Source organism: Phyllobacterium calauticae (assembly GCF_019991125.1).
Classification (GTDB): domain Bacteria; phylum Pseudomonadota; class Alphaproteobacteria; order Rhizobiales; family Rhizobiaceae; genus Phyllobacterium; species Phyllobacterium calauticae.
Genome location: NZ_JAGENB010000001.1, coordinates 881,082 through 901,543, shown reverse-complemented (window position 1 = coordinate 901,543; position 20,462 = coordinate 881,082). Strand labels below are relative to the sequence as shown.

General features: G+C 59.3%; 20 protein-coding genes. 11 read left to right on the top strand and 9 right to left on the bottom strand.

Annotated elements, in window-relative coordinates; genetic code table 11:
* Positions 1-99 precede the first annotated feature (99 nt).
* Positions 100-993, top strand: coding sequence for an acetylglutamate kinase (gene argB / locus J1W56_RS04625; RefSeq protein ID WP_105737814.1), 894 nt, complete (start codon positions 100-102; stop codon positions 991-993).
* Here the strand turns inward: argB and J1W56_RS04620 are convergent, their stop codons facing one another.
* The gene (locus J1W56_RS04620) at positions 994-1,476 is read right to left on the bottom strand and encodes an Lrp/AsnC family transcriptional regulator (protein ID WP_223612120.1); all 483 of its coding nucleotides are present in this window, start codon (positions 1,474-1,476) and stop codon (positions 994-996) included.
* Between the two features lie 122 nt (positions 1,477-1,598).
* Here J1W56_RS04620 and phhA point away from each other — a divergent pair, with 122 nt between their 5' ends.
* Positions 1,599-2,432, top strand: coding sequence for a phenylalanine 4-monooxygenase (gene phhA / locus J1W56_RS04615; RefSeq protein WP_223612118.1), 834 nt, complete (start codon positions 1,599-1,601; stop codon positions 2,430-2,432).
* Here phhA and J1W56_RS04610 read toward each other — a convergent pair.
* Positions 2,429-3,106, bottom strand: a complete 678-nt coding sequence (locus tag J1W56_RS04610; protein WP_223612117.1) for a GGDEF domain-containing protein — start codon at positions 3,104-3,106, stop codon at positions 2,429-2,431. The two genes, phhA and J1W56_RS04610, sit on opposite strands and share 4 nt — an antisense overlap.
* Positions 3,107-3,346: 240 nt before the next feature.
* Between J1W56_RS04610 and J1W56_RS04605 the strand changes: the two genes are divergently transcribed.
* A complete protein-coding gene (locus J1W56_RS04605; RefSeq protein WP_223612115.1) occupies positions 3,347-4,072 on the top strand; it encodes a pyrimidine 5'-nucleotidase in 726 nt (241 codons plus the stop codon).
* 86 nt (positions 4,073-4,158) lie between these two features.
* On the opposite strand, the gene J1W56_RS04600 is transcribed toward J1W56_RS04605, so the two are convergent.
* Positions 4,159-5,001, bottom strand: a complete 843-nt coding sequence (locus J1W56_RS04600) for an LOG family protein (protein WP_223612113.1) — start codon at positions 4,999-5,001, stop codon at positions 4,159-4,161.
* 153 nt (positions 5,002-5,154) lie between these two features.
* Between J1W56_RS04600 and dapD the strand changes: the two genes are divergently transcribed.
* Both dapD and J1W56_RS04590 read left to right on the top strand, forming a co-directional pair.
* The gene (dapD, locus tag J1W56_RS04595; RefSeq protein ID WP_223612111.1) at positions 5,155-6,009 is read left to right on the top strand and encodes a 2,3,4,5-tetrahydropyridine-2,6-dicarboxylate N-succinyltransferase; all 855 of its coding nucleotides are present in this window, start codon (positions 5,155-5,157) and stop codon (positions 6,007-6,009) included.
* A gap of 83 nt (positions 6,010-6,092) precedes the next feature.
* Complete coding sequence (locus tag J1W56_RS04590) at positions 6,093-7,388, top strand: MFS transporter (RefSeq protein WP_223612110.1); 1,296 nt, start codon at positions 6,093-6,095, stop codon at positions 7,386-7,388.
* 5 nt (positions 7,389-7,393) lie between these two features.
* Here J1W56_RS04590 and J1W56_RS04585 read toward each other — a convergent pair whose 3' ends face one another.
* Complete coding sequence (locus J1W56_RS04585) at positions 7,394-8,422, bottom strand: 2-dehydropantoate 2-reductase (protein WP_223612108.1); 1,029 nt, start codon at positions 8,420-8,422, stop codon at positions 7,394-7,396.
* Positions 8,423-8,523: 101 nt separating this feature from the next.
* On the opposite strand from J1W56_RS04585, the gene dapE reads away from it, so the two are divergent.
* Both dapE and J1W56_RS04575 read left to right on the top strand, forming a co-directional pair.
* Positions 8,524-9,711 (top strand): succinyl-diaminopimelate desuccinylase, encoded by a 1,188-nt coding sequence (gene dapE / locus J1W56_RS04580; protein WP_223612107.1) that lies wholly within the window; start codon positions 8,524-8,526, stop codon positions 9,709-9,711.
* Positions 9,712-9,717: 6 nt separating this feature from the next.
* The gene (locus J1W56_RS04575; protein WP_223612105.1) at positions 9,718-10,329 is read left to right on the top strand and encodes a hypothetical protein; all 612 of its coding nucleotides are present in this window, start codon (positions 9,718-9,720) and stop codon (positions 10,327-10,329) included.
* Here the strand turns inward: J1W56_RS04575 and truA are convergent.
* Genes truA through def form a run of 4 tightly spaced genes read right to left on the bottom strand, consistent with a single transcriptional unit; the run spans position 10,281 to position 13,029 of the window.
* A complete protein-coding gene (gene truA, locus J1W56_RS04570; RefSeq protein ID WP_223612103.1) occupies positions 10,281-11,066 on the bottom strand; it encodes a tRNA pseudouridine(38-40) synthase TruA in 786 nt (261 codons plus the stop codon). The genes J1W56_RS04575 and truA overlap by 49 nt on opposite strands.
* The gene (locus J1W56_RS04565; RefSeq protein WP_223612102.1) at positions 11,066-11,563 is read right to left on the bottom strand and encodes a GNAT family N-acetyltransferase; all 498 of its coding nucleotides are present in this window, start codon (positions 11,561-11,563) and stop codon (positions 11,066-11,068) included. The genes truA and J1W56_RS04565 overlap by 1 nt, the downstream gene beginning before the upstream one ends.
* Complete coding sequence (fmt, locus tag J1W56_RS04560) at positions 11,560-12,489, bottom strand: methionyl-tRNA formyltransferase (protein ID WP_223612411.1); 930 nt, start codon at positions 12,487-12,489, stop codon at positions 11,560-11,562. The genes J1W56_RS04565 and fmt overlap by 4 nt, the downstream gene beginning before the upstream one ends.
* A gap of 9 nt (positions 12,490-12,498) precedes the next feature.
* Positions 12,499-13,029: a peptide deformylase gene (def, locus tag J1W56_RS04555; RefSeq protein ID WP_223612100.1), complete on the bottom strand. Its 531-nt coding sequence runs from the start codon at positions 13,027-13,029 to the stop codon at positions 12,499-12,501.
* A 114-nt stretch (positions 13,030-13,143) separates the two neighbouring features.
* Between def and J1W56_RS04550 the strand changes: the two genes are divergently transcribed.
* Positions 13,144-14,379, top strand: coding sequence for a DNA recombination protein RmuC (locus J1W56_RS04550; protein WP_223612099.1), 1,236 nt, complete (start codon positions 13,144-13,146; stop codon positions 14,377-14,379).
* On the opposite strand, the gene J1W56_RS04545 is transcribed toward J1W56_RS04550, so the two are convergent.
* The gene (locus J1W56_RS04545; protein WP_223612097.1) at positions 14,376-15,335 is read right to left on the bottom strand and encodes a cation diffusion facilitator family transporter; all 960 of its coding nucleotides are present in this window, start codon (positions 15,333-15,335) and stop codon (positions 14,376-14,378) included. The genes J1W56_RS04550 and J1W56_RS04545 overlap by 4 nt on opposite strands.
* Before the next feature lie 144 nt (positions 15,336-15,479).
* On the opposite strand from J1W56_RS04545, the gene J1W56_RS04540 reads away from it, so the two are divergent.
* The 3 genes from J1W56_RS04540 to J1W56_RS04530 all read left to right on the top strand — a co-directional run bounded on the left by J1W56_RS04540 (position 15,480) and on the right by J1W56_RS04530 (position 20,305).
* Positions 15,480-17,495, top strand: coding sequence for a hydantoinase/oxoprolinase N-terminal domain-containing protein (locus J1W56_RS04540; protein ID WP_223612096.1), 2,016 nt, complete (start codon positions 15,480-15,482; stop codon positions 17,493-17,495).
* 107 nt (positions 17,496-17,602) lie between these two features.
* Complete coding sequence (locus tag J1W56_RS04535) at positions 17,603-19,783, top strand: malate synthase G (RefSeq protein ID WP_223612094.1); 2,181 nt, start codon at positions 17,603-17,605, stop codon at positions 19,781-19,783.
* A 6-nt stretch (positions 19,784-19,789) separates the two neighbouring features.
* A complete protein-coding gene (locus tag J1W56_RS04530; protein WP_223612093.1) occupies positions 19,790-20,305 on the top strand; it encodes a DUF3859 domain-containing protein in 516 nt (171 codons plus the stop codon).
* Positions 20,306-20,462: the final 157 nt, after the last annotated feature.

Genomic DNA, 20,462 nt, shown 5'->3' with positions numbered 1-20,462 from the left:
CATGCAAAAACGTTCCCGCCCACCCTAAATCATGTTTGCCCATGACCGTCTTTAGGGTTATGAGACCCCGTCCTTTTCAAGCTGGAGCTTGCTTCCCCCATGTCCGAGACTGAGCACACCGCAGAAATTCAGGCAAGCCTTCTATCCGCGGCTCTTCCCTATATGCAGCGATACGAAAACAAGACCGTTGTTGTGAAATATGGCGGCCATGCCATGGGCAACGTGGAGCTTGGCAAGGCCTTTGCCCGCGATATCGCCCTGTTGAAGCAATCCGGTATCAATCCGATCGTTGTGCATGGCGGCGGCCCGCAGATTGCATCGATGCTTGCGCGCATGGGCATCGAATCGAAATTCGAAGGCGGCCTGCGCGTTACCGATGCGAAGACGCTCGAAATCGTCGAGATGGTTCTTGCCGGTTCGATCAACAAGGAAATCGTTGCGCTGATCAATGCGGAAGGCGAGTGGGCCATTGGCCTGTGCGGCAAGGATGGCAACATGGTCTTCGCCGAAAAGGCCAAGAAGACGATTGTCGATCCTGATTCCAATATCGAGAAGATTGTTGACCTTGGCTTTGTTGGTGAACCGGTCGAAGTGGACCGCACCCTGCTGGACCTGCTTGCCCGCTCGGAGATGATCCCGGTCATCGCTCCGGTTGCGCCAGGCCGCGACGGCCATACCTACAACATCAATGCCGACACCTTCGCGGGCGCCATTGCCGGTGCATTGGCCGCTTCGCGCCTGTTGTTCCTGACGGATGTCCCCGGCGTTCTCGACAAGGACAAGAAGCTCATCAAGGAACTGTCCGTCGGTCAGGCCCGCGCGCTGATCAAGGATGGCACGATTTCAGGCGGCATGATCCCCAAGGTCGAAACCTGTATCGATGCGATCAATCGCGGTGTCGAAGGGGTCGTCATCCTCAATGGCAAGACCCCGCATTCGGTTCTGCTCGAACTCTTCACGGAACGTGGTGCGGGAACGCTGATCGTTCCCTGATCATCGTTTCAGATGGTCGAGCGGAATTTTGCCCGGCCCCTTGATGTTCTGCAGCACGAGTTGGGTGTGCACATCACGCACACCCTTGAGGCGCATCAGCCGATGCATGACGAAATCGTTGAGATCATCGACGGTGGGCACCATCACGTGCAGCAGGAAATCGTGCTCGCCGGTCATCGTCCAGCAGGATGATACTTCGTCCATGCGCTGTATTTCCGTGATGAACCGTTCCGGCGATTCATCGCTGTGCGATGTCAGCCGCACCTGAACGAAGACTTCGACCATGAGCCCGATAGACCGGCGGTCGATCACGGCGGCAAAGCCTTTGACGACGCCGGTTTCCTGCAGGGCGTCAAAACGTCGACCGCAGGGCGTGGCCGAAAGCCCGATGGCCTGCGCCAGATCGGTGATGGGCACCCGGCCATTGTCGCGCAGGACCTGCAGCATCTTGATTTCAAATTCGTCAAATCGAGGGGATGTCACTTGTTTTTCTCCAGGATATTATATTTTCCTCTCCAGATAGTGGTTCATTGAGGCAATAAGGTCAAATTCACTTGATTTCTCGGAGTATTCTGGATGTCAGAATGGGAATCGAGGAGGAATTCATGACCATCAGTGTTGAGGCCTATGCCCGTGAATGTGCGGCACAAGGGTTGCGCGGCGACTATCACGCCTGCCAGCCGGATTTTACCGTCGAACAGCAATATGACTACTCGGCGGAAGATCAGCAGGTGTGGCGCACCCTCTGTGACCGTCAGACAAAGCTCACGTCGCGGCTTGCCCATCACAGTTACCTCGACGGCGTCGATGCGCTGGGCCTGCTCGACCGTATCCCCGACTTTCATGAAGTAAGCGAACGGCTGCGCAAATTGACGGGCTGGGAGATCGTGGCGGTCCCCGGTCTTATCCCGAACGAGCCGTTCTTCGATCATCTTGCCAACCGCCGCTTCCCGGTCACCAACTGGCTGCGCAGCAAGAAGGAACTGGACTACATCGTCGAACCGGACATGTTCCATGACTTCTTCGGCCATGTTCCCATTCTCAGCCAGCCGGTGTTTGCGGATTTCATGCAACTCTACGGTGAAAAGGGTGCCGCTGCGGTCCAGATCGGCGGTGAACAGATGGTCGCACGGCTTTACTGGTATACGGCTGAATTCGGTCTGATGCAGGAAGAGGGCGCCCCGCTCAAGGCTTTCGGCGCCGGCCTGATGTCATCGTTCAGCGAATTGCAGTTTGCGGTCGAAAGCCCGGATGCCCACCACGTTCCATTCGATCTGGAAACGGTCATGCGGACCGCCTACGAGATCGACAAGTTCCAGCGCGCCTATTTTGTTCTCCCAAGCTTTGCCGCGCTGCGCGATGCCTTCGAAACCGCCGATATGGCCACCCTTGTTGCCCGGTGGAAGGACAGCCCGCCGCTGGACCCGTCGGCAATCTAGGCTGCGGTTTTCATCGCTGGTTTCACGATGACGCAGTTGCGGCCATTGCGCTTGGCCTCGTAAAGCCGGCGATCGGCGGTCTGGAAATGATCGGCGATCGCCCCTGTCGAGACATCGATAACCCCGCCAATGCTGACGCTGAGCGGAACCCGCTCATTTTCAGGCGTCCGGAATTCAATCAACGTCACATCTTTGCGAATGATTTCGGCAATGGCGCGTACCTCATCCTCGTGTTCCGTGGCCAGGAAAACCGCAAACTCTTCGCCGCCGATGCGGCCGATGCTGTCGTTCTCGCCGATGCTGCGTGATATGCAGTGGGCAATGGCGGTCAGCGCTCCATCGCCATTGTAATGGCCGTGCTGGTCGTTGATTTTCTTGAAATGATCCGCGTCAATGATCAGCAGGGATCCGGGTATCTGCCGGCGAGCCCTGTCCACATGGGTGAAAAAAGCTTCACGGTTGAGCAGGCCCGTCATGCTGTCGCGCGAGGCTTTCTCCAGAAGCTTGGCATTGGTTTCCTCAAGCTGCAGCATAACCTGACTGAGTTGAAGCAGGGTCACGCGCAGTCGCTCGGACTGCCGGAACACCATCAGCGAGATCGGCGGGGTAATCGTCAACGGACAGATCGTGGCGATCACGAAGCCCATTTTGTTGTGCATGTCGAAAGCACTCATGATGCTCCCGGTGATCAGCAAAGAACAGACAATCGCGATCAGTGTGACAAGCGCACATTTGTACAGAATTCTGAACATTTCACCCCTAATGCTGCTACCTGATTACTATGCTGCATTCATGAAGCGGCTGTTAGCGGAAAATGTAAAAACGGTCGTAGTTCGGACTTTTTTCGTCTATTGAGTCGTTATGGCAACAGACTGCCTGTCCCGTTACCGATGTCCCTGCAATGGCGAGTATGCATGACGAAAAATCCCGATCCTCTGAATTTTGCCCATGTAACGGACTGGGTGTTCGATCTGGACAACACGCTTTACCCGCATCATTCCAATCTGTTTTCGCAGATCGACGTGAAGATGACGGGCTATATCGCGGATCTCCTGCAACTTTCCCACGCGGATGCCCGCCAGATGCAAAAGCAGTTCTACAAGGATTACGGGACGACCCTCAAAGGGCTGATGGATCGCTACAACATCGATCCGGACGACTTTCTGCAGAAGGTCCATGATATCGATTATTCATGGCTGGTTCCCAATCCGGCACTGGCCATGGCGATCAAACATCTGCCGGGGCGCAAGTTCATTTTCACCAATGGTGACCGTGGCCACGCAGAGCGGGCGGCACGGCAACTCGGTGTGCTCGACCAGTTCGACGATATTTTCGATATTGTCGCGGCCGAACTGATGCCCAAGCCGGCGCGGCAGGCCTATGACCGCTTTCTTGATCTGCACGGGATTGATGCCAAGAGCAGCGCCATGTTCGAGGACCTCGCGCGCAATCTGGTCGAGCCGAAGGCGCTCGGCATGAAGACAGTCCTGATCGTGCCGCACAATTTCGAACCGACGTTCTCCGAGATATGGGAACGCGATCCGGACTATACCGATCATGTCGATTACGTGACCGACGATCTCGCGTCGTTCCTCAATGCGATCCAGCCGGGGCAAGTCCGCGCAGGCATGCCCGCCTGAAGCGATTTACATCGGTCGAAGCAGTCATCGACGCTGCGGGGTACCGGGTCCTGGCCCGGCTCCCGCAGCCGCGATGAGGCAGAGGGTCAGGGCAGCTCGTAGAAGGTCTTGATCACGTCCCACGCCTCTTCGGCGTCATCGACAAAGGTGATCAATTCCCTGTCCGACGGCGAAATGACACCCTGTTCGGCCAGGAATTCAAAATTGATCGCCTTTTCCCAGAATGACCGGCCGAAGAGGAGGACCGGGATGCGCTCCATGCGCCCTGTCTGGATGAGTGTCAGCGTCTCGAATGTCTCGTCCATGGTGCCGAAGCCGCCGGGGAAAATCGCAAGCGCTTTTGCCCGCATCAGGAAGTGCATTTTCCGGATGGCAAAATAGTGAAAGTTGAAGCAGAGCTCGGGCGTCACATATTCGTTCGGCGCCTGTTCGTGCGGCAGGACGATGTTGAGACCAATGGTCGGCGCTCCGATATCGGCTGCACCGCGATTGCCCGCTTCCATCACGCCGGGACCGCCGCCGGTAACAACGACAAACTCGCGGTTGTAGGTGGTCGCGGAATAGGTCGAGCACAGCTGGGCGAACTTGCGCGCCTCGGCATAATAGCGCGAATTGGCTTCAAGGTTCTTCTTCTGCACTTCGTTCTTCGCGGCCCAGGCTTCACCGCCGGGCTCGGGAATACGCGCGCCGCCGAAAAGCACGACTGTCGAACGGATACCCCGCTGGGTCAGTGCCATTTCCGGCTTGAGCAATTCAAGCTGCAACCGTACTGCGCGCAGATCGCGGCGTGTCATGAACTCCGGATCGGCAAAGGCAAGACGATAGGTGTCCGATTGTGTTTGCGGGGTCTCGGGAGCGGTCTCTACCCGCCGTACGGCTTCGGTGGAGTGGGAAAATGGCGTCCAGCCGTTTTTTTCATCGGTATTCAATTATATTCTCCTTCTGCGGACGCAAGTGACGCTTACAGACATTAAATCCTATTCGTCGTCCAACATTGTGGCGCTGCGATTGACCCTCTCACAGACTTATCTTACTAGGCCTTACATCAGCCTTAACCGCCCGTGCAATGGAGTGACCTGAAAATGTCCAAGCCCGACCTGGCCAGTCTTGAAAAGACCATCAACAAGGCCTTTGACGAACGCGATGCCGTGAACACCGAAACGCGCGGCGAAATACGCGATGCAGTTGACACGTCATTGCTGCTTCTCGACAGTGGCGAAGCCCGTGTTGCCGAACGGCAGGCGGATGGTGCATGGACCGTCAATCAGTGGCTCAAAAAGGCAGTGCTCCTTTCCTTCCGTCTCAATCACATGGGCATCATCGACGGCGGACCTGGCGGTGCACCGTGGTGGGACAAGGTTCCCTCCAAGTTTGATGGCTGGGGTGCGACCGAGTTCAGCAAGGCGGGCTTCCGCACGGTGCCGAGCGCGATTGTCCGCCGTTCGGCCTATATTGCTCCCGGTGCCATCCTGATGCCTTCCTTCGTCAATCTCGGCGCCTATGTCGGCGAGGGGACAATGGTGGATACATGGGCCACGGTGGGCTCCTGCGCGCAGATCGGCAAGCACGTGCACCTTTCCGGCGGCGTCGGCATCGGCGGCGTTCTCGAGCCCATGCAGGCAGGCCCGACCATTATCGAAGACAATTGCTTCATCGGCGCCCGCTCGGAAGTGGTCGAAGGCTGCATCGTGCGCGAAGGCGCGGTCCTCGGCATGGGCGTGTTCATCGGCAAATCGACAAAGATCGTCGACCGCGCCACCGGCGAGATTTTCTATGGCGAAGTTCCGCCCTATTCGGTCGTTGTCGCGGGCACCTTGCCGGGCAAGCCTTTCCCGAACAATGAACCGGGCCCGAGCCTCTATTGCGCCGTCATCGTCAAGCGCGTCGACGAGAAGACCCGCTCCAAGACCTCGATCAATGAATTGCTGCGTGACTGAATAGGCGATTTACATCTGGACAGACGGAGATTCCCGACAGAAGCTGGTACCCAAGCCGATTCCATCTCAGCTGAGGTACCAGTATGACTGTGCAGGCTTCCCTTCTGACCCGCGATTATGACGCCAAGCGGCGCCATGCCATTGCCGCCGCCACCATCGGCAATGGCCTCGAATGGTTTGATTTTACCGTCTACGGCTTCTTCACGCCGATCATCGCGCGCTTGTTCTTTCCCGCGATCAATGACCTGACCTCGATCCTGCTCACGGTCGGCACATATGGTGTCGGCTTTTTCATGCGTCCGGTCGGGGCTGTGGTTCTCGGCGTCTACGCCGACCGGAAGGGGCGCAAGGCGGCACTGACCCTGACAATCCTGATGATGGCGTTCGGTACGGCACTGCTCGGCTTTGCGCCGACCTATGCGCAAGCAGGCATTGTCGGACCGCTGGTTATTGTTCTGGCGCGGTTGATCCAGGGCTTTTCCGCAGGTGGAGAGATCGGCGGCGCGACAGCTTTTCTCATCGAATACGCGCCGCCGGAAAAACGCGGGTTCTATGCCAGCTGGCAGCAGACAAGTCAGGCGCTGGCCGTCGTGCTCGGTGGTATCTGCGGCACGATCATCACGCACGCGCTTGATCCGGCAGCCATCGACAGCTGGGGCTGGCGTGTGCCGTTCCTTCTGGGTTTGCTGATCGGACCAGTCGGATTCTACATCCGCGCCCGCGTCGACGAGACGCCGGTCTTTACCGACAGCCACACGCAGAAGAGCGAGTCGCCGCTGCGTGATGCCCTGCGGGATCACCCGCGCGGTATCGCATCCGGCTTTGGCGTCACCATTCTCTGGACGGTATGCACCTATGTGCTGCTGTTCTACATGACGACCTATGCGGTCAAGCAGCTCAACATTCCGCTCGCCGATGCATTCGTTGCCACGACCATTGGCGGGCTGGTGCTGATGCTGGGTTGTCCCATTGCCGGGGCCTTGTCGGACCGCGTGGGGCGCAAGCGGCTGTTGCTGGCCGCCGCCATTGCCATCGGTGTTTTGATCTATCCGCTGTTTGCCTGGGTCAATGCCAAGCCCGATCTGATGACCCTGGCCATTGTCCAGGGCATTCTCGGGCTGCTTCTCGCCGCATTCACCGGTCCGGCACCGGCGCTGCTGGCCGAGCAGTTTCCCGCCGGGCTGCGCTCCACCGGGCTGTCACTGGCCTATAATTTCGCCGTGACGATTTTCGGCGGTTTTGCCGCTGTCATCGTCACGCTCCTGATCGAGGCGACAGGTACGAAACTGGCTCCGAGTTTTTATGTGATGGCGGCGGCGCTGGTGAGCGCGCTGACGCTTCTGACCATGAAGGACAAGACGGGAAAGCCGATCGACTGAACCGTTTACGCGACAAATTTCTGGCGGATCTCGGCCACCGCGTGGCAGCGGACCGGCTGCCCCTCAGCCTGTTTGACGCAGGCAATGACCTTTTGCGCCAGGGGCGTGGGGACATTCTTTTCCCGAGCCAGTTCCACGATGACACCCTGGAGGTAATCGATTTCGGTGGTCCGACCGCGGGAAAAATCCTCCCACATGGATGAGCGGGCACGCGGGTCGATGGCCAGCATCCTGCGGGCGATGCGGCGGAAGAGAAAATCGGGCAATCGCAGAATCCATGGGAGTATCGCGGGTGATACGCCCTGGACCGGGGCTGCAACAATGCCATGTGCGCGCATGACCTTGAGGCCTTCGCCCATCTGATCGGCAAGCAAGACGCGCCAGTCACGGTCTGCAAGCTGTGCGGCAAGCGGCAGGTTTGATAGGGCGTTGAGCGCGTTGTTCAGGTTCATCATCAGCTTGCCCCAGAGAATGCCTTGCATATTGTCGTGGTGGCTGACCGGAAGGTCCGGCGTCGACAGGGCTTCGGCCAGGCCTTCGACCTTGTTCTCGATAAGGATCGTGCCCTGCGTGGTGCGGCGTACGCTCAGCGGCAGTGCGCCCGCATCGGATTGGACAACGTTGAAAGGCACCATCCCGGCAATCACAGTCATGCTCTCCGGGAGGTTCTTTTGCAGAACGTCGGCGTTGCCAACGCCGTTCTGCAGGCTGACGACAATGCTGTCTGCAGGAGCGTATCTGGCAATCAGCCCCGCCATCTCTTGCGTCGCGCCGCTCTTGACCGCCACGAGAATGATCCGCGCCTTGTCGAAGGCAGTGGCAGGGTCCTGCGTGAGGGAAAGTCGGTCCGGCGATAGCAACCGCTCCGTGCCGTCGAGATTGACCACCTTCAGGCCGGCGCGCCGGATTTCGTCCGCCACGCGGGGCCGCGCCAGGAACGTGACTGCCTTTCCAGCGGCGGCAAGCTGCCCGCCGACATAGCAGCCAATGGAACCGGCACCTGCGACAACAATGCGGCTGGCGTTTTCAAGCATTGGCGGGCCCCGGTTTGACGCAATCGTCAGCCATTAAAACAGATGCACGCATTGTGATCCAGTGCGTGACAGGATGCTGCTTTTGGATTATCGCTTTGCACATGACATCCTCGACAGATCCCGTAAAAAACCTCGCCCAACTCATTGCTTGTCCGTCGGTTACGCCAGCGGAGGGCGGTGCTCTCACCACGCTCGAAGCCATGCTGGCGCCGCTGGGCTTTTCCGTCGAGCGCCCCACCTTCAGCGAAGACGGGACACCGGACGTGGAAAACCTCTACGCCAGACGTTCGGGCAACGGGCCGCATCTGATGTTTGCCGGTCATACCGACGTTGTTCCCGTCGGTGACGCGGCGGCCTGGACCTACCCGCCTTTTTCGGCGGCGATCCACAAGGGCGAGATGTACGGTCGCGGTGCGGTGGACATGAAGGGCGGCATCGCCTGCTTTGCCGCCGCCGTTGCCCGCCATATCGCGAAGAACGGTGCGTTGAAGGGCTCGATTTCCTTCCTGATCACCGGCGATGAGGAAGGCCCGTCGATCAACGGTACCGGCAAGTTGCTGGAATGGGCCAAGGCGAGGGGCGAAACCTGGGATGCGGCCATCGTCGGCGAGCCGACCAATCCCGACAAGCTTGGCGACATGATCAAGATCGGCCGGCGCGGTTCGCTTTCGGGAACAATCACCGTCCATGGCGTCCAGGGGCACGCGGCCTATCCGCATCTGGCAGACAGCCCGGTTCGCGGGCTGGTGACGCTGGTGGACAGCCTGCTTTATCCCGCTTTCGACAAGGGGACGAAGAACTTTCAGGCGACCAACCTGGAAGTCACGACGATCGATGTCGGAAATCCGGCGGTCAACGTCATCCCGGCCAAGGCAACCGCAACGTTCAATATCCGTTTCAACGACACATGGACCGATGAGACGCTGATGGCGGAAATCCACAACCGTCTCGACAAGGCATCCGGACGCCGCAAGCTGCGGCCGGGCCGGAAAACGGCGGTCAATTACGAGCTTGTCTGGCGCGACCGGCCAAGCCACGTCTTTCTCACCCATGATGAAAAACTTATCGGCACGCTGACGGCTTCGGTCGAGGCCGTGACCGGCAAGCGGCCGCAGCTGTCCACCTCGGGCGGCACCTCCGATGCGCGCTTTATCAAGGATTATTGCCCGGTGGTCGAATTCGGGCTCGTGGGGCAGACCATGCACATGGTGGATGAGCGCGTGGCGGTCGCAGACCTGGAAACGCTGACACAAATTTACGAGCGGTTCATTGCCGACTTTTTTGCCTGAGTGGCCATGCTGAATTTTGAAGACATCCAGCGTTATTTCTGGGGCTCGTGGCGGATCATGAACGGCCATGCCGACGGTCTGGAATTGTTCGACCTTTCCGAAGACGGCTTCTGGCAATCATTCCAGGCCATCACGGTGTCGCTGCCACCCCTGATTTTGAGCTGGATTGTTTTTGCCAATGATGCGGTGGCCTTCCGGCCAGAAACCGGAACCCGGTTGTCCCTGATCGGCCGGATCGCCTTTGTCGATTTGACCGCGTGGGTCCTGCCATTGGTGGTGCTGCTTTTTGTTGCACCGCGAATTGGCCTGCGCAACCGTTTCAGTGTCTATGTGATCACCAGCAATTGGGGTTCCGCATTGGTGAACTGGCTGGTTGTGCCCGCCACACTGGTTCATATTTTCATGCCGACCCGGCCGCAGCTCTCGCTGGGTGTCGACCTCGTCCTCAACGCCGTTGCGCTTGTTTTGACCTATCGATTGACGCATGTGGCATTGAAGAAAACCTATGCCTATACGACTGCGTTCTTCGCCATTCTGGTCACAGGATATATTGTTCTGGTGGTTGTTCTTCAGAGTGTGCTGGGCATTGCCATGCCGGAGCCGGTCACACTCGGATAATCCACGCCGACGAGGTAGAGCCCGTAAGGCGGCGCGACAGGACCGCAGGCCTTGCGGTCCCGGGCGGCAAGGGCATCGCTGACATCATCGGCTGTCCAGCGCCCGCAACCCACTTCGTTCAACGTTCCCGCAAATGAGCGGATCTGGTTGTGCAGGAACGAGCGCGCGGATGCCCTGATTTCGATGATTTCCCCGTTGCGAAGCACACTGAGGTGATCGAGCGATTTGACCGGGCTTTTTGCCTGGCACTGGGTGGCGCGAAAGGTCGTGAAATCATGGGTTCCGACCAGCCGTTGTGCCGCCTCGTGCATTGCCACCGCATCGAGCGGCTTCTTCACCCACCACGCGCGGAATGCTTCCAGCGGTGCCGGCGGACGGCGATTGATGATACGGTAAAGATAATGCCTGCCCGTCGCGGAGAAACGCGCATCGAAATTCTCGGTCATCCGCTCGACATTGATGATCCCGACCGTTTCACCGGCCACGACCAGATGGGCGTTGAGCGCCTCGCGCACCTTGGCGCTGCTCCAGTCCTTGGTCAGATCCACATGGGCAATCTGGGCAATCGCATGCACGCCGGAATCGGTGCGGCCCGCAGCGCCAAGGGAGATGGTTTCGCCGCAAAACTTGAAGATGGCCTGCTCGATGGCTGCCTGAACGGTATGGCCGTTTTCCTGCCGCTGCCAACCCGCATAGGGGGTGCCGTCATATTCGATGGTGAGTTTGTAGCGCGGCATCAAAGGCCCTCGAACGCTCTGGAATAGACCAGCGTTCCCGACAGAGGTGCATCAGCGAAAGCCAGCGCCTGGAGATACTCGCCCTGATATTGGCTGGCAAAACCCGATGCCCGTTCATTCGTATAGCCGAAGCGGCCGTAATAGGCGGGATCGCCGAGGACAATGGAAAGGGTTTCGCCCATGAGCACCAATTCCTGATGCGCGGCCCTGATCAGTGCCGATCCGACGCCTTTGCCCTGGTGACCGGAGACGACACTGAGCGGCGCCAGTGCAACCGCGTCAAAGCTGGTTCCATTCTCAACGCGCAGCCTTGAAAAAAGGATGTGGCCCGCCAGGGCACCATCGAACTCCGCAACCAGTTCGAGCACGATATCGCCGTTGCTACTGAGTTGCTCGACCAGCCTTGCCTCATCCGGTCCCGCAAAAGCGTCTTCGACGATAGCGGAGATCAACGCGCGGTCCGCGGGCTGTACGCGACGAATGGGGATGCTGCTCATGGCAGCTTCGCCCCTTGTGCAATCTTGGCGCCGCGCTGGAATTCCTGCCCGTCCATCGCCTTGCCGCCCGCCCGCTGCAGCGCGCGCAAACGCACTGCACCTTCTCCGCAGGCAATGCGCAGATCGTCATCAAGCACCGTGCCCGGCACGCCGGCACCGGTTGCAAGCAGCGAGCGCAGCAACTTGACGCGTTCGAGGCCGTCACCGATCTCCATCTCGCACCAGGCGCCCGGAAACGGTGCCAGACCACGTATACGATTGTGGATGTCAATGGCCGGCATGGTCCAGTCGATGCGGGTTTCAACCTTGGTGATCTTCGACGCGTAGGTGACACCGTCTTCCGATTGCGGTGTCAGGGTGAGGCTGTCCCGTTCCAGCGCGGCCATGGCGCGCACCATCAGGTCGGCGCCGATCATGCTGAGCTGGTCGTGCAGCTCGCCCGCGGTCGTGTCGGGTGTGATCTTGACCTTTTCGGCCATGGCGACCGGGCCGGTATCCAGCCCCTCATCCATTTTCATGATCATCATGCCGGTTTCGCTGTCGCCCGCCATGATGGCCCGCTGGATCGGTGCGGCGCCGCGCCAGCGCGGAAGAAGCGAGGCATGGCCGTTGTAGCAGCCAAGGCGCGTGCCTTCGAGAATGGCGGTAGGCAAGATCAGGCCATAGGCCACCACGATGGCAACGTCCGCATTGAGATCGCGGAACGCCTGCTGTTCCTCGGGGCTGCGAAGGCTTTTGGGCGTGCGCACTTCAATGCCGAATTCTTCGGCATTGCGATGAACGGGCGAGGGGGTCAGTTCCAGCCCGCGCCGGCCTGCCGGACGCGGCGGCTGACTGTAGACGGCGACGATCTCATGGCCCTGGCCAATGAGCGCGTTGAGAACCGGCACGGAGAATTCCGGGGTTCCCATGAAGACGATACGCAGGCTCATGGCTTACACCGCCAGCCGGCTCGGAACGCGATCCTTGGCAAGCTTCTTGAACTTCTTCACCACCATTTCACGCTTGAGGCGCGAGATGTAATCGATGAACAGAACGCCGTTGAGGTGGTCGATCTCGTGCTGAAGGCAGGTTGCCAGCAAACCGTCCGCCTCGATCTCGTGCTTCTTGCCTTCGATATCGAAATAGGCAACGCGCACTTTTGCCGGACGTTCCACTTCCGCATAATAATCCGGAATGGACAGGCAGCCTTCTTCATAGACGTTGCGTTCGGTGCTCGACGACAAAATCTCAGGGTTGATGAAAACCTGGGGTGCCTTCGGTTCGTCTTCCTTGGCAAGGTCGATCACCAGCATGCGCAGCGGTTCCGCCACCTGAATGGCGGCAAGGCCGATCCCCGGCGCATCATACATGGTGTCGAGCATGTCGTTGGAGAATTTGCGCAAATCGGCGTCAAAGCGCTCCACGGGTTTGGAAACCTGGCGCAACAGCGGATCGGGAAGAATGACAAGCGGTTTGATAGACATGAGCATCACCTAATATCTCGGCTTTCAACCGTCAATCCCGGCATAAATGGCATTTGTGAAAATGTTCTCGTTTTGATCTCACATTTGCCATCCGAATCGGTTAGTCTGCTTCCCATGGAAACATCACATTCACTCGACCAGCCACTGTTTCAGCTCGGTGCCACGTCGATATCGGTCGGTAGTGCACTGGTAATGGCGGCTGTCATCGTTGCACTTGCCATTGTCCTGTGCGGGATCGCGCTGTGGCGTTCGGCACGGGTACGGCTGATCGCGGAATTCCAGGCGGAAGACCGTGCGCGTGATGCGGAAGTGCGGATGGCCGAGATCCTGAAGAGCCAGTCAGAGATGCAGGGCCGCATGCAGACCATGGCGGAACTTTTCGGTTCGCGCCAGGCGGAGCTCAACCAGTCGATCCGCGAGCGCCTTGACGGCATGACCAGCCGCATCGGCCAGACCATGACGGAGCAGACGCAGTCGACCCATGAAAACCTGGCCAAATTGCAGGAGCGGCTGGCGGTCATCGATACCGCGCAGAACAATATCCAGTCGCTGGCCGGACAGGTTGTCCAGCTGCAGGCGATTCTCGCCAACAAGCAGACGCGCGGCGCTTTCGGTCAGGCGCGCATGGAAACCATCATTGCCGATGGCTTGCCGCAAGGGGCCTATGAGTTCCAGGCTACGCTTTCCAATGGAAGCCGGCCGGATTGTATCGTCCGCATGCCGAATGGCGCCCCCAATCTGGTCATCGACGCCAAATTTCCGCTGGAAGCATGGAACGCCATCCGCGAGTCCGAGACACCGGATACGAAGAAACTGGCGCTTGCCCAGTTCCGCCGGGATATCGAAATCCATATTCGCGATGTTTCAGAGAAATACCTGATCAATGGCGAAACCCAGGATACGGCATTTCTCTTTGTCCCATCGGAATCCATCTTTGCCGAAATTCACGAGAATTTCGAAGGCATTGTGCAGAAGGCCCATCGTTCGCGCATCGTCATCGTATCGCCGTCGCTGCTGATGCTGTCCATTCAGGTCATTCAGGCGGTGCTCAAGGATGTGCGCATGCGCGAGCAGGCACATCTCATCCAGGGTGAGGTGATCCGCCTGATGGAAGATGTCGGGCGCCTGGACGACCGGGTCCGGCGACTGCAGACGCATTTCGGTCAGGCGAGCAAGGATATTGACGATATTCTCGTCTCGTCCAGCAAGGTGACGAAGCGCGGCCAGAAGATCGAGGCGCTGGAGTTTGTCGATCCGGCGGCCGGCGAACCCGCGAAGGGGCCGGATGCTAACAGGTCGGCAGCATCGGCAACGGGCCAGTTGCGCCTGCGCGTGGTGGATGAAGATTAGCCCTCAACGATTTTTTGCCGCCGCGTCTTCCAGGTACTTGCAGTCTGCGGTTTGACGAAGACGGACACGATGTCCGGGTTGGCCTGACGGATTGCTGTTTCGATACGCTCGACGCAGGCTTCGATGTCGGGTGCGGTAAGATGATCCTCAAATTCAATGCTGAGCCCGGCAACGATCTGCTTGGGTCCCATATGGACGGTCAGCACGCCGTTTGCCTGCTGAATGGCCGGATCTTTGCCCGCAATATCAAGAATCTGCTGTTCCGCTTCCGGCAGCGCCGACTCGCCGATCAGCAGGCCCTTGCTTTCCCGGGCGAGGAAAATTGCGGTTGCACCGAGGATGATGGCAATGCCGATGGAGGCAACCCCGTCGAATTCGGGCATGTCGAAGAATTGCGCCGCTGAAATGCCGGCAAACGCTACGATAAGTCCCAGCAGCGCAGCCGTATCCTCAAACAGGACCGTAAAGACGCTCGGGTCCTTGCTCTGTTGCACGGCTTCGAGGTAACCGAGTTTGCCTTTCATGGTTCGGAATTCTTTCAGCGCGACTGTCCATGAGATGCCCTCGAACAGCAGCGCAAAGCCAAGCACGACATAATTGACAGTGGGGTTTGCGACGGGCTCCGGCTCGAGAATGTGGATGAGGCCTTCATAGAACGAGACACCGGCACCCACGGCAAACACCAGCAGCGCAACGATGAAACTCCAGAAGTAAAGCTCGCGTCCATGGCCGAGCGGATGCGCCTTGTCGGCTGGCTTGGCGGCCCGCCGCAGACCGTAGAGAAGCAGGCCGCCATTTCCCGTATCCACCAGCGAATGAACGCCTTCCGACAGCATGGCGGAACTGCCGGTGAAGAAGGCGGCAATGAACTTGGTTGCCGCGATCAGAAGATTGCCGAGGATGGCGGCATAGATAACCTTCTTCGATCCCGCATGACTGCCAGATTGTGATGCCATAGAAGCCCCCTTTTCCCACGCGTCAACGTAGCAGGAGTTGAATGGTTCCGGCAGTGTTGTGCTGTTGCGGCGGCAAATGGTCGGAATGACGCTAGTCGTTGGTGCCGTCATGGGATAACCCTGCCACAAACGGCGCAGGGCATCATGGCTGATTCACAGGTAGAGAACGCAATTTTCCTCGGTATTGATACGGGCGGCACCTATACGGATGCGGTTCTTTGGTCGGAGGCGCGCGGCGTTATCGCCAAGGCCAAGGCTTTGACGACGCGCCACGACCTGAGTGTCGGCATCTCCGGCGCGGTCGAGCGCATTGTCGAAGAGGCTTCGGTTGATCCCGGCCATATCCGCCTTGTGTCCATGTCGACGACACTGGCCACCAATGCCCTTGTCGAAGGGCAGGGCGGACGGATCGCGCTTGTCATGGTCGGGTTCTCGCCGGCCGATCTGGAGAAGGCGGACCTCGGGTCTGCCCTTGGCTCCGATCCCGTCGTCTTCCTGCCCGGCGGGCACGATGTCTATGGCCGCCCGCAACCTTTCGATGTCTCGGCGCTGCAGGAGGCCTTGCCGCGCCTCAAGGAGGAGGTGACGGGCTTTGCAGTCTGCGCCTATTTTGCCGTGCGCAACCCCGAGCATGAAATTGCCATTCGTGATCTTGTGCGCGCTGAGACGGGTTTGCCTGTTACCTGCAGTCACGAACTTTCGGCCAAGCTGAACGGTCCGCGCCGGGCCCTGACAACGGTCCTCAATGCGCGGCTCATCGCCATGATTGACCGCCTCGTCGCGGCGACGGAAGGTTTCCTCGACCGGCGCGGCATTCATGCGCCGCTCATGGTGGTGCGCGGCGATGGCGCACTGGTCTCGGCGGCTTTTGCACGGCATCGCCCGATTGAAACGATCCTGTCGGGACCGGCTGCCAGCCTTGTCGGTGCGCGCCACATGACGGGTCTCGACAACGCCATCGTGTCCGATATTGGCGGGACGACCACGGACGTTGCCGTTCTTGACAATGGCCGTCCACGGCTCGATCCCAATGGCGCCACCGTTGGCGGTTTCCGCACCATGGTCGAGGCGGTCGCCATGCGCACATTCGGGCTGGGTGGCGATTCAGAGGTGTCGCTGGACGACAATGCCATGGCACCGCGCATCATGCTTGGACCAAGGCGGCTGGTGCCGCTGTCGCTGCTTGCGGCTAATCACGGTGCCATCGTCATCGATCATCTGGCGCGGCAGGTGAAGACGGCCAATCCCGGACGCCTGGATGGCCGGTTCGCTCTGCTGACCGGCGTTCCCGAGCAAATGGCATCCGGATTGAGTAAGGGGGAAGCCGAGCTCTATCAGCGGATTACCCGGGAACCGCAGCCGCTCGACCGGCTCCTGAACTCCGTATCCCAGACCGCGACGATCAACCGGCTGGTCGCGCGGGGACTTGTTCATCTCTCGGGGTTCACGCCGTCCGATGCCTGCCATGTTCTCCATCTGCAGAACAATTGGAACGGCGAAGCGGCGCGCTATGGCGCCATTCTCTATGCCAGGCGCAAGGACGGCGCGGGCCGCCCGCTGTGCGATACGCCGGAGGAAATTTCGCGGCGTACCTATGACGCGCTCATCCGCCGTTCATCGGAAGTGGTGCTGGAAACCATCTTTGCCGAGGATGGATTGGATGGACCTGACATGGTAGCCAGTCCGCTGACCCAGCGCGCGCTTTCCGGGCAGGGCGGTATTGCCGGCGTCAAGCTTGATATTGACCGGCCGCTGATCGGCTTGGGTGCTTCCGCTCCCGTCTATTATCCCGCCGTTGGAGCCATGCTGGGTGCGCCAAGCATTGTTCCCGTCGATACGGATGTCGCCAATGCGCTCGGTGCCGTGGTCGGGCAGGTGCGCGTATCGGTCGAAGCCTACATCAGCCAGCCCGCCGAAGGGATTTTTCGCGTGGCAGCGGGGGAGGCGGTGAAGGACTTTCAGGAGGAAGATCTCGCGATTGCCTTTGCCGAAGAAACGCTGCAAGGGCAGGTTCGCAGTTTCGCGCTGGAAGCTGGCACCGACGAGGCACAGGTCACCATCGTCCGAAACATCAGCGCTGCGACCGTTGAAGACCAACGAAAATTCATCGAAGCGGTGCTGGTCGCAACCGCAACCGGCAGGCCTCGCATTGCCCACTGATTGATTGTTTCCCTTCTGGCATAAATCATGTTCATTTAGGCCGAATTGACGAGGAATGCTTTGGTGTGTTCAAGGGTACGCTAACAGAAAATCTTAAGGAGTATGGTATGAGCGAGCGGGTCGAGATCGATGGTCTGAAGGTGGCGAAAGAGCTCTACGACTTCGTGGCTAATGAAGCGGTGGTCGGAACATCGATCAATGCCGACGCCTTTTTCCAGGGTCTGGCAGCAATTGTCGATGATCTGTCGCCCAAGAACCGGGCCTTGCTCGCCAAGCGCGATGCATTTCAGGAAAAGCTCGATGCGTTCTATCGCGAAAAGCGGCAGACAGGATATACGCCAGAGCAATATGAAGCGTTCCTGCGGGAAATTGGCTATCTGCTGCCCGAGGGCGGAACATTCTCCGTCTCGACCGACAATGTGGATCCGGAAATCGCGGTAACGGCCGGACCGCAGCTGGTGGTGCCTGTCATGAACGCCCGCTATGCGCTCAACGCGGCCAATGCGCGTTGGGGTTCGCTTTACGATGCGCTCTACGGCACCGATGCCATTCCGGAAACCGAGGGTGCAGAGAAGGGCAAGGCATTCAATCCGCTGCGTGGCGCCAAGGTCATCGCTTGGGCCAAGGCCTTTCTCGACGACAGTGCGCCGCTCGATGGCGCACACTGGGCTGATGTGACCAGTCTTTCCGTTGATCATGGCACGCTTGTGCTCAAGACCGCCAAAGGGGTTTCCCCGTCGCTGAAGGATCAGGCACAGTTCGTTGGCTATAAGGGCGATGCTTCAAGGCCATCCTCCATTCTCCTGGTGAAGAACGGCATGCATGTGGAGATCGTCATCAACGCCGATCATCCCATTGGAAAAACCGACCCGGCCAATATTGCCGATGTGGTGCTGGAATCGGCACTCACCACGATTCAGGACTGCGAGGATTCCGTTGCTGCCGTCGATGCGGAAGACAAGGTTGTTGTCTATCGCAACTGGCTCGGCCTGATGAACGGCGATTTGCAGGATACGTTTGAAAAGGGCGGCAAATCAGTCACGCGCAAGCTCAATCCCGACCGGGACTACACGGGGAAAGACGGCAAGCCGCTGACGCTGCCCGGCCGTTCGCTCATGCTGGTGCGCAATGTCGGTCATCTCATGACCAATCCGGCCATCCTCGACAAGGATGGCAATGAGGTGCCGGAAGGCATCATGGATGCGGCAATCACCGGTCTGATCGCCCTGCACGACGTCGGCCTCAAGGGCCGCCGCATGAATTCGCGCGCCGGTTCGATGTATGTGGTCAAGCCGAAGATGCATGGTCCGGAAGAAGTCGCCTTTGCCTCGGAGCTGTTCGGGCGCGTTGAAGCCCTGCTCGGCATGCAGCCCAACACGATGAAGATGGGCATCATGGATGAGGAGCGCCGTACGACGGTCAACCTCAAGGAAGCCATCCGTGCGGCGAAGGAACGGGTTGTTTTCATCAATACCGGGTTCCTCGACCGCACCGGCGACGAGATTCACACCTCGATGGAGGCGGGTCCGATGATCCGCAAGGGTGATATGAAGCAGGCATCGTGGATCGGCGCCTATGAAAACTGGAATGTCGACGTCGGGCTTGAATGCGGCCTTTCCGGCCACGCGCAGATCGGCAAGGGCATGTGGGCCATGCCGGACCTGATGGCGGCCATGCTTGAACAGAAGATTGCCCATCCGAAGGCCGGTGCCAACACCGCGTGGGTGCCGTCGCCGACGGCCGCCACGCTGCATGCCACCCACTATCACAAGATTGATGTGGCCGAGGTACAGGCAAAGCTGAAGACGCGCGGCCGCGCCAAACTCAGTGATATCCTGTCGGTGCCGGTCGCTTCGCGGCCCAACTGGACACCGGAAGATATCCAGCGCGAGCTCGACAACAACGCCCAGGGCATCCTGGGGTATGTCGTACGCTGGGTGGATCAGGGCGTCGGCTGCTCCAAGGTGCCGGACATCAACAATGTCGGCCTGATGGAGGATCGCGCCACGTTGCGCATTTCCGCCCAGCACATCGCCAACTGGCTGCATCACGGCGTTGCCGGCGAGGCGCAGGTTCTGGAAACGCTGAAGCGCATGGCCGGGGTCGTCGACAAGCAGAATGAGGGCGATCCGCACTATCAGCCGATGGCCGCCGATTTTGACGCATCGGTGGCGTTTCAGGCCGCTTGCGATCTGGTGTTCAAGGGGCGGGCACAGCCGAACGGCTACACCGAGCCGGTCCTGCACCGCCGCAGACTGGAACTGAAAGCCAAGCGCGCGGCTGCATAGCAGCCGATGCGCGCTCTTCGCCTCCTGGCCCTGGTGTGTCCGGCATTGTTGGCCGGGGCGGGGCTTGCGAGGGCACAGGGCGCAGAACCGGCCATTGAAATCCTCAACTGGGGGCTGACGCGGGCGAAGGATGTCGGCACTGAAGCGGCACCGGATACGCCGACAGGCTATAACCGGCTTGTCGACGGGCCGGTGGACGTTGTCAGGGCCGACAAAATAACCGCCTGCCTCGGGACCAGTTTCGGCGTGATGTATGCCGCGTTCAATGTCCCCGATTTCCAGGTCGTGCCGATCGTGATCGTTGTCCGGCATCCGGTGATTCACACGCCTGATGGCCGCAGCATGCAGCGCAGCAGCTGGCCCGACGGCGCTATCCGGCAGCAGCGCTATGCGGGCTGGGTGTTCGAGAAGAGCTACGAACTGGTTTCCGGTGTCTGGACCTTTTCCCTGCAGGACACGCATGGGCGCGAGTTTGCCACCAGGAGTTTCGACGTGACCGCCGGAAGCTGCCCCATATCCTGACAATGGCCAAGCCCGTTCAGATATCGTGCTGGATCGGCATTTCCTCTCCCTGCGGCGACGCGGATCGCGGGAATTCGCAAATAGCAATTGTCACGGAGCAAAATTAGACTATTTGATAACCACGAAAACTCCCGTGTCTCTCATATAATCTGGCGAT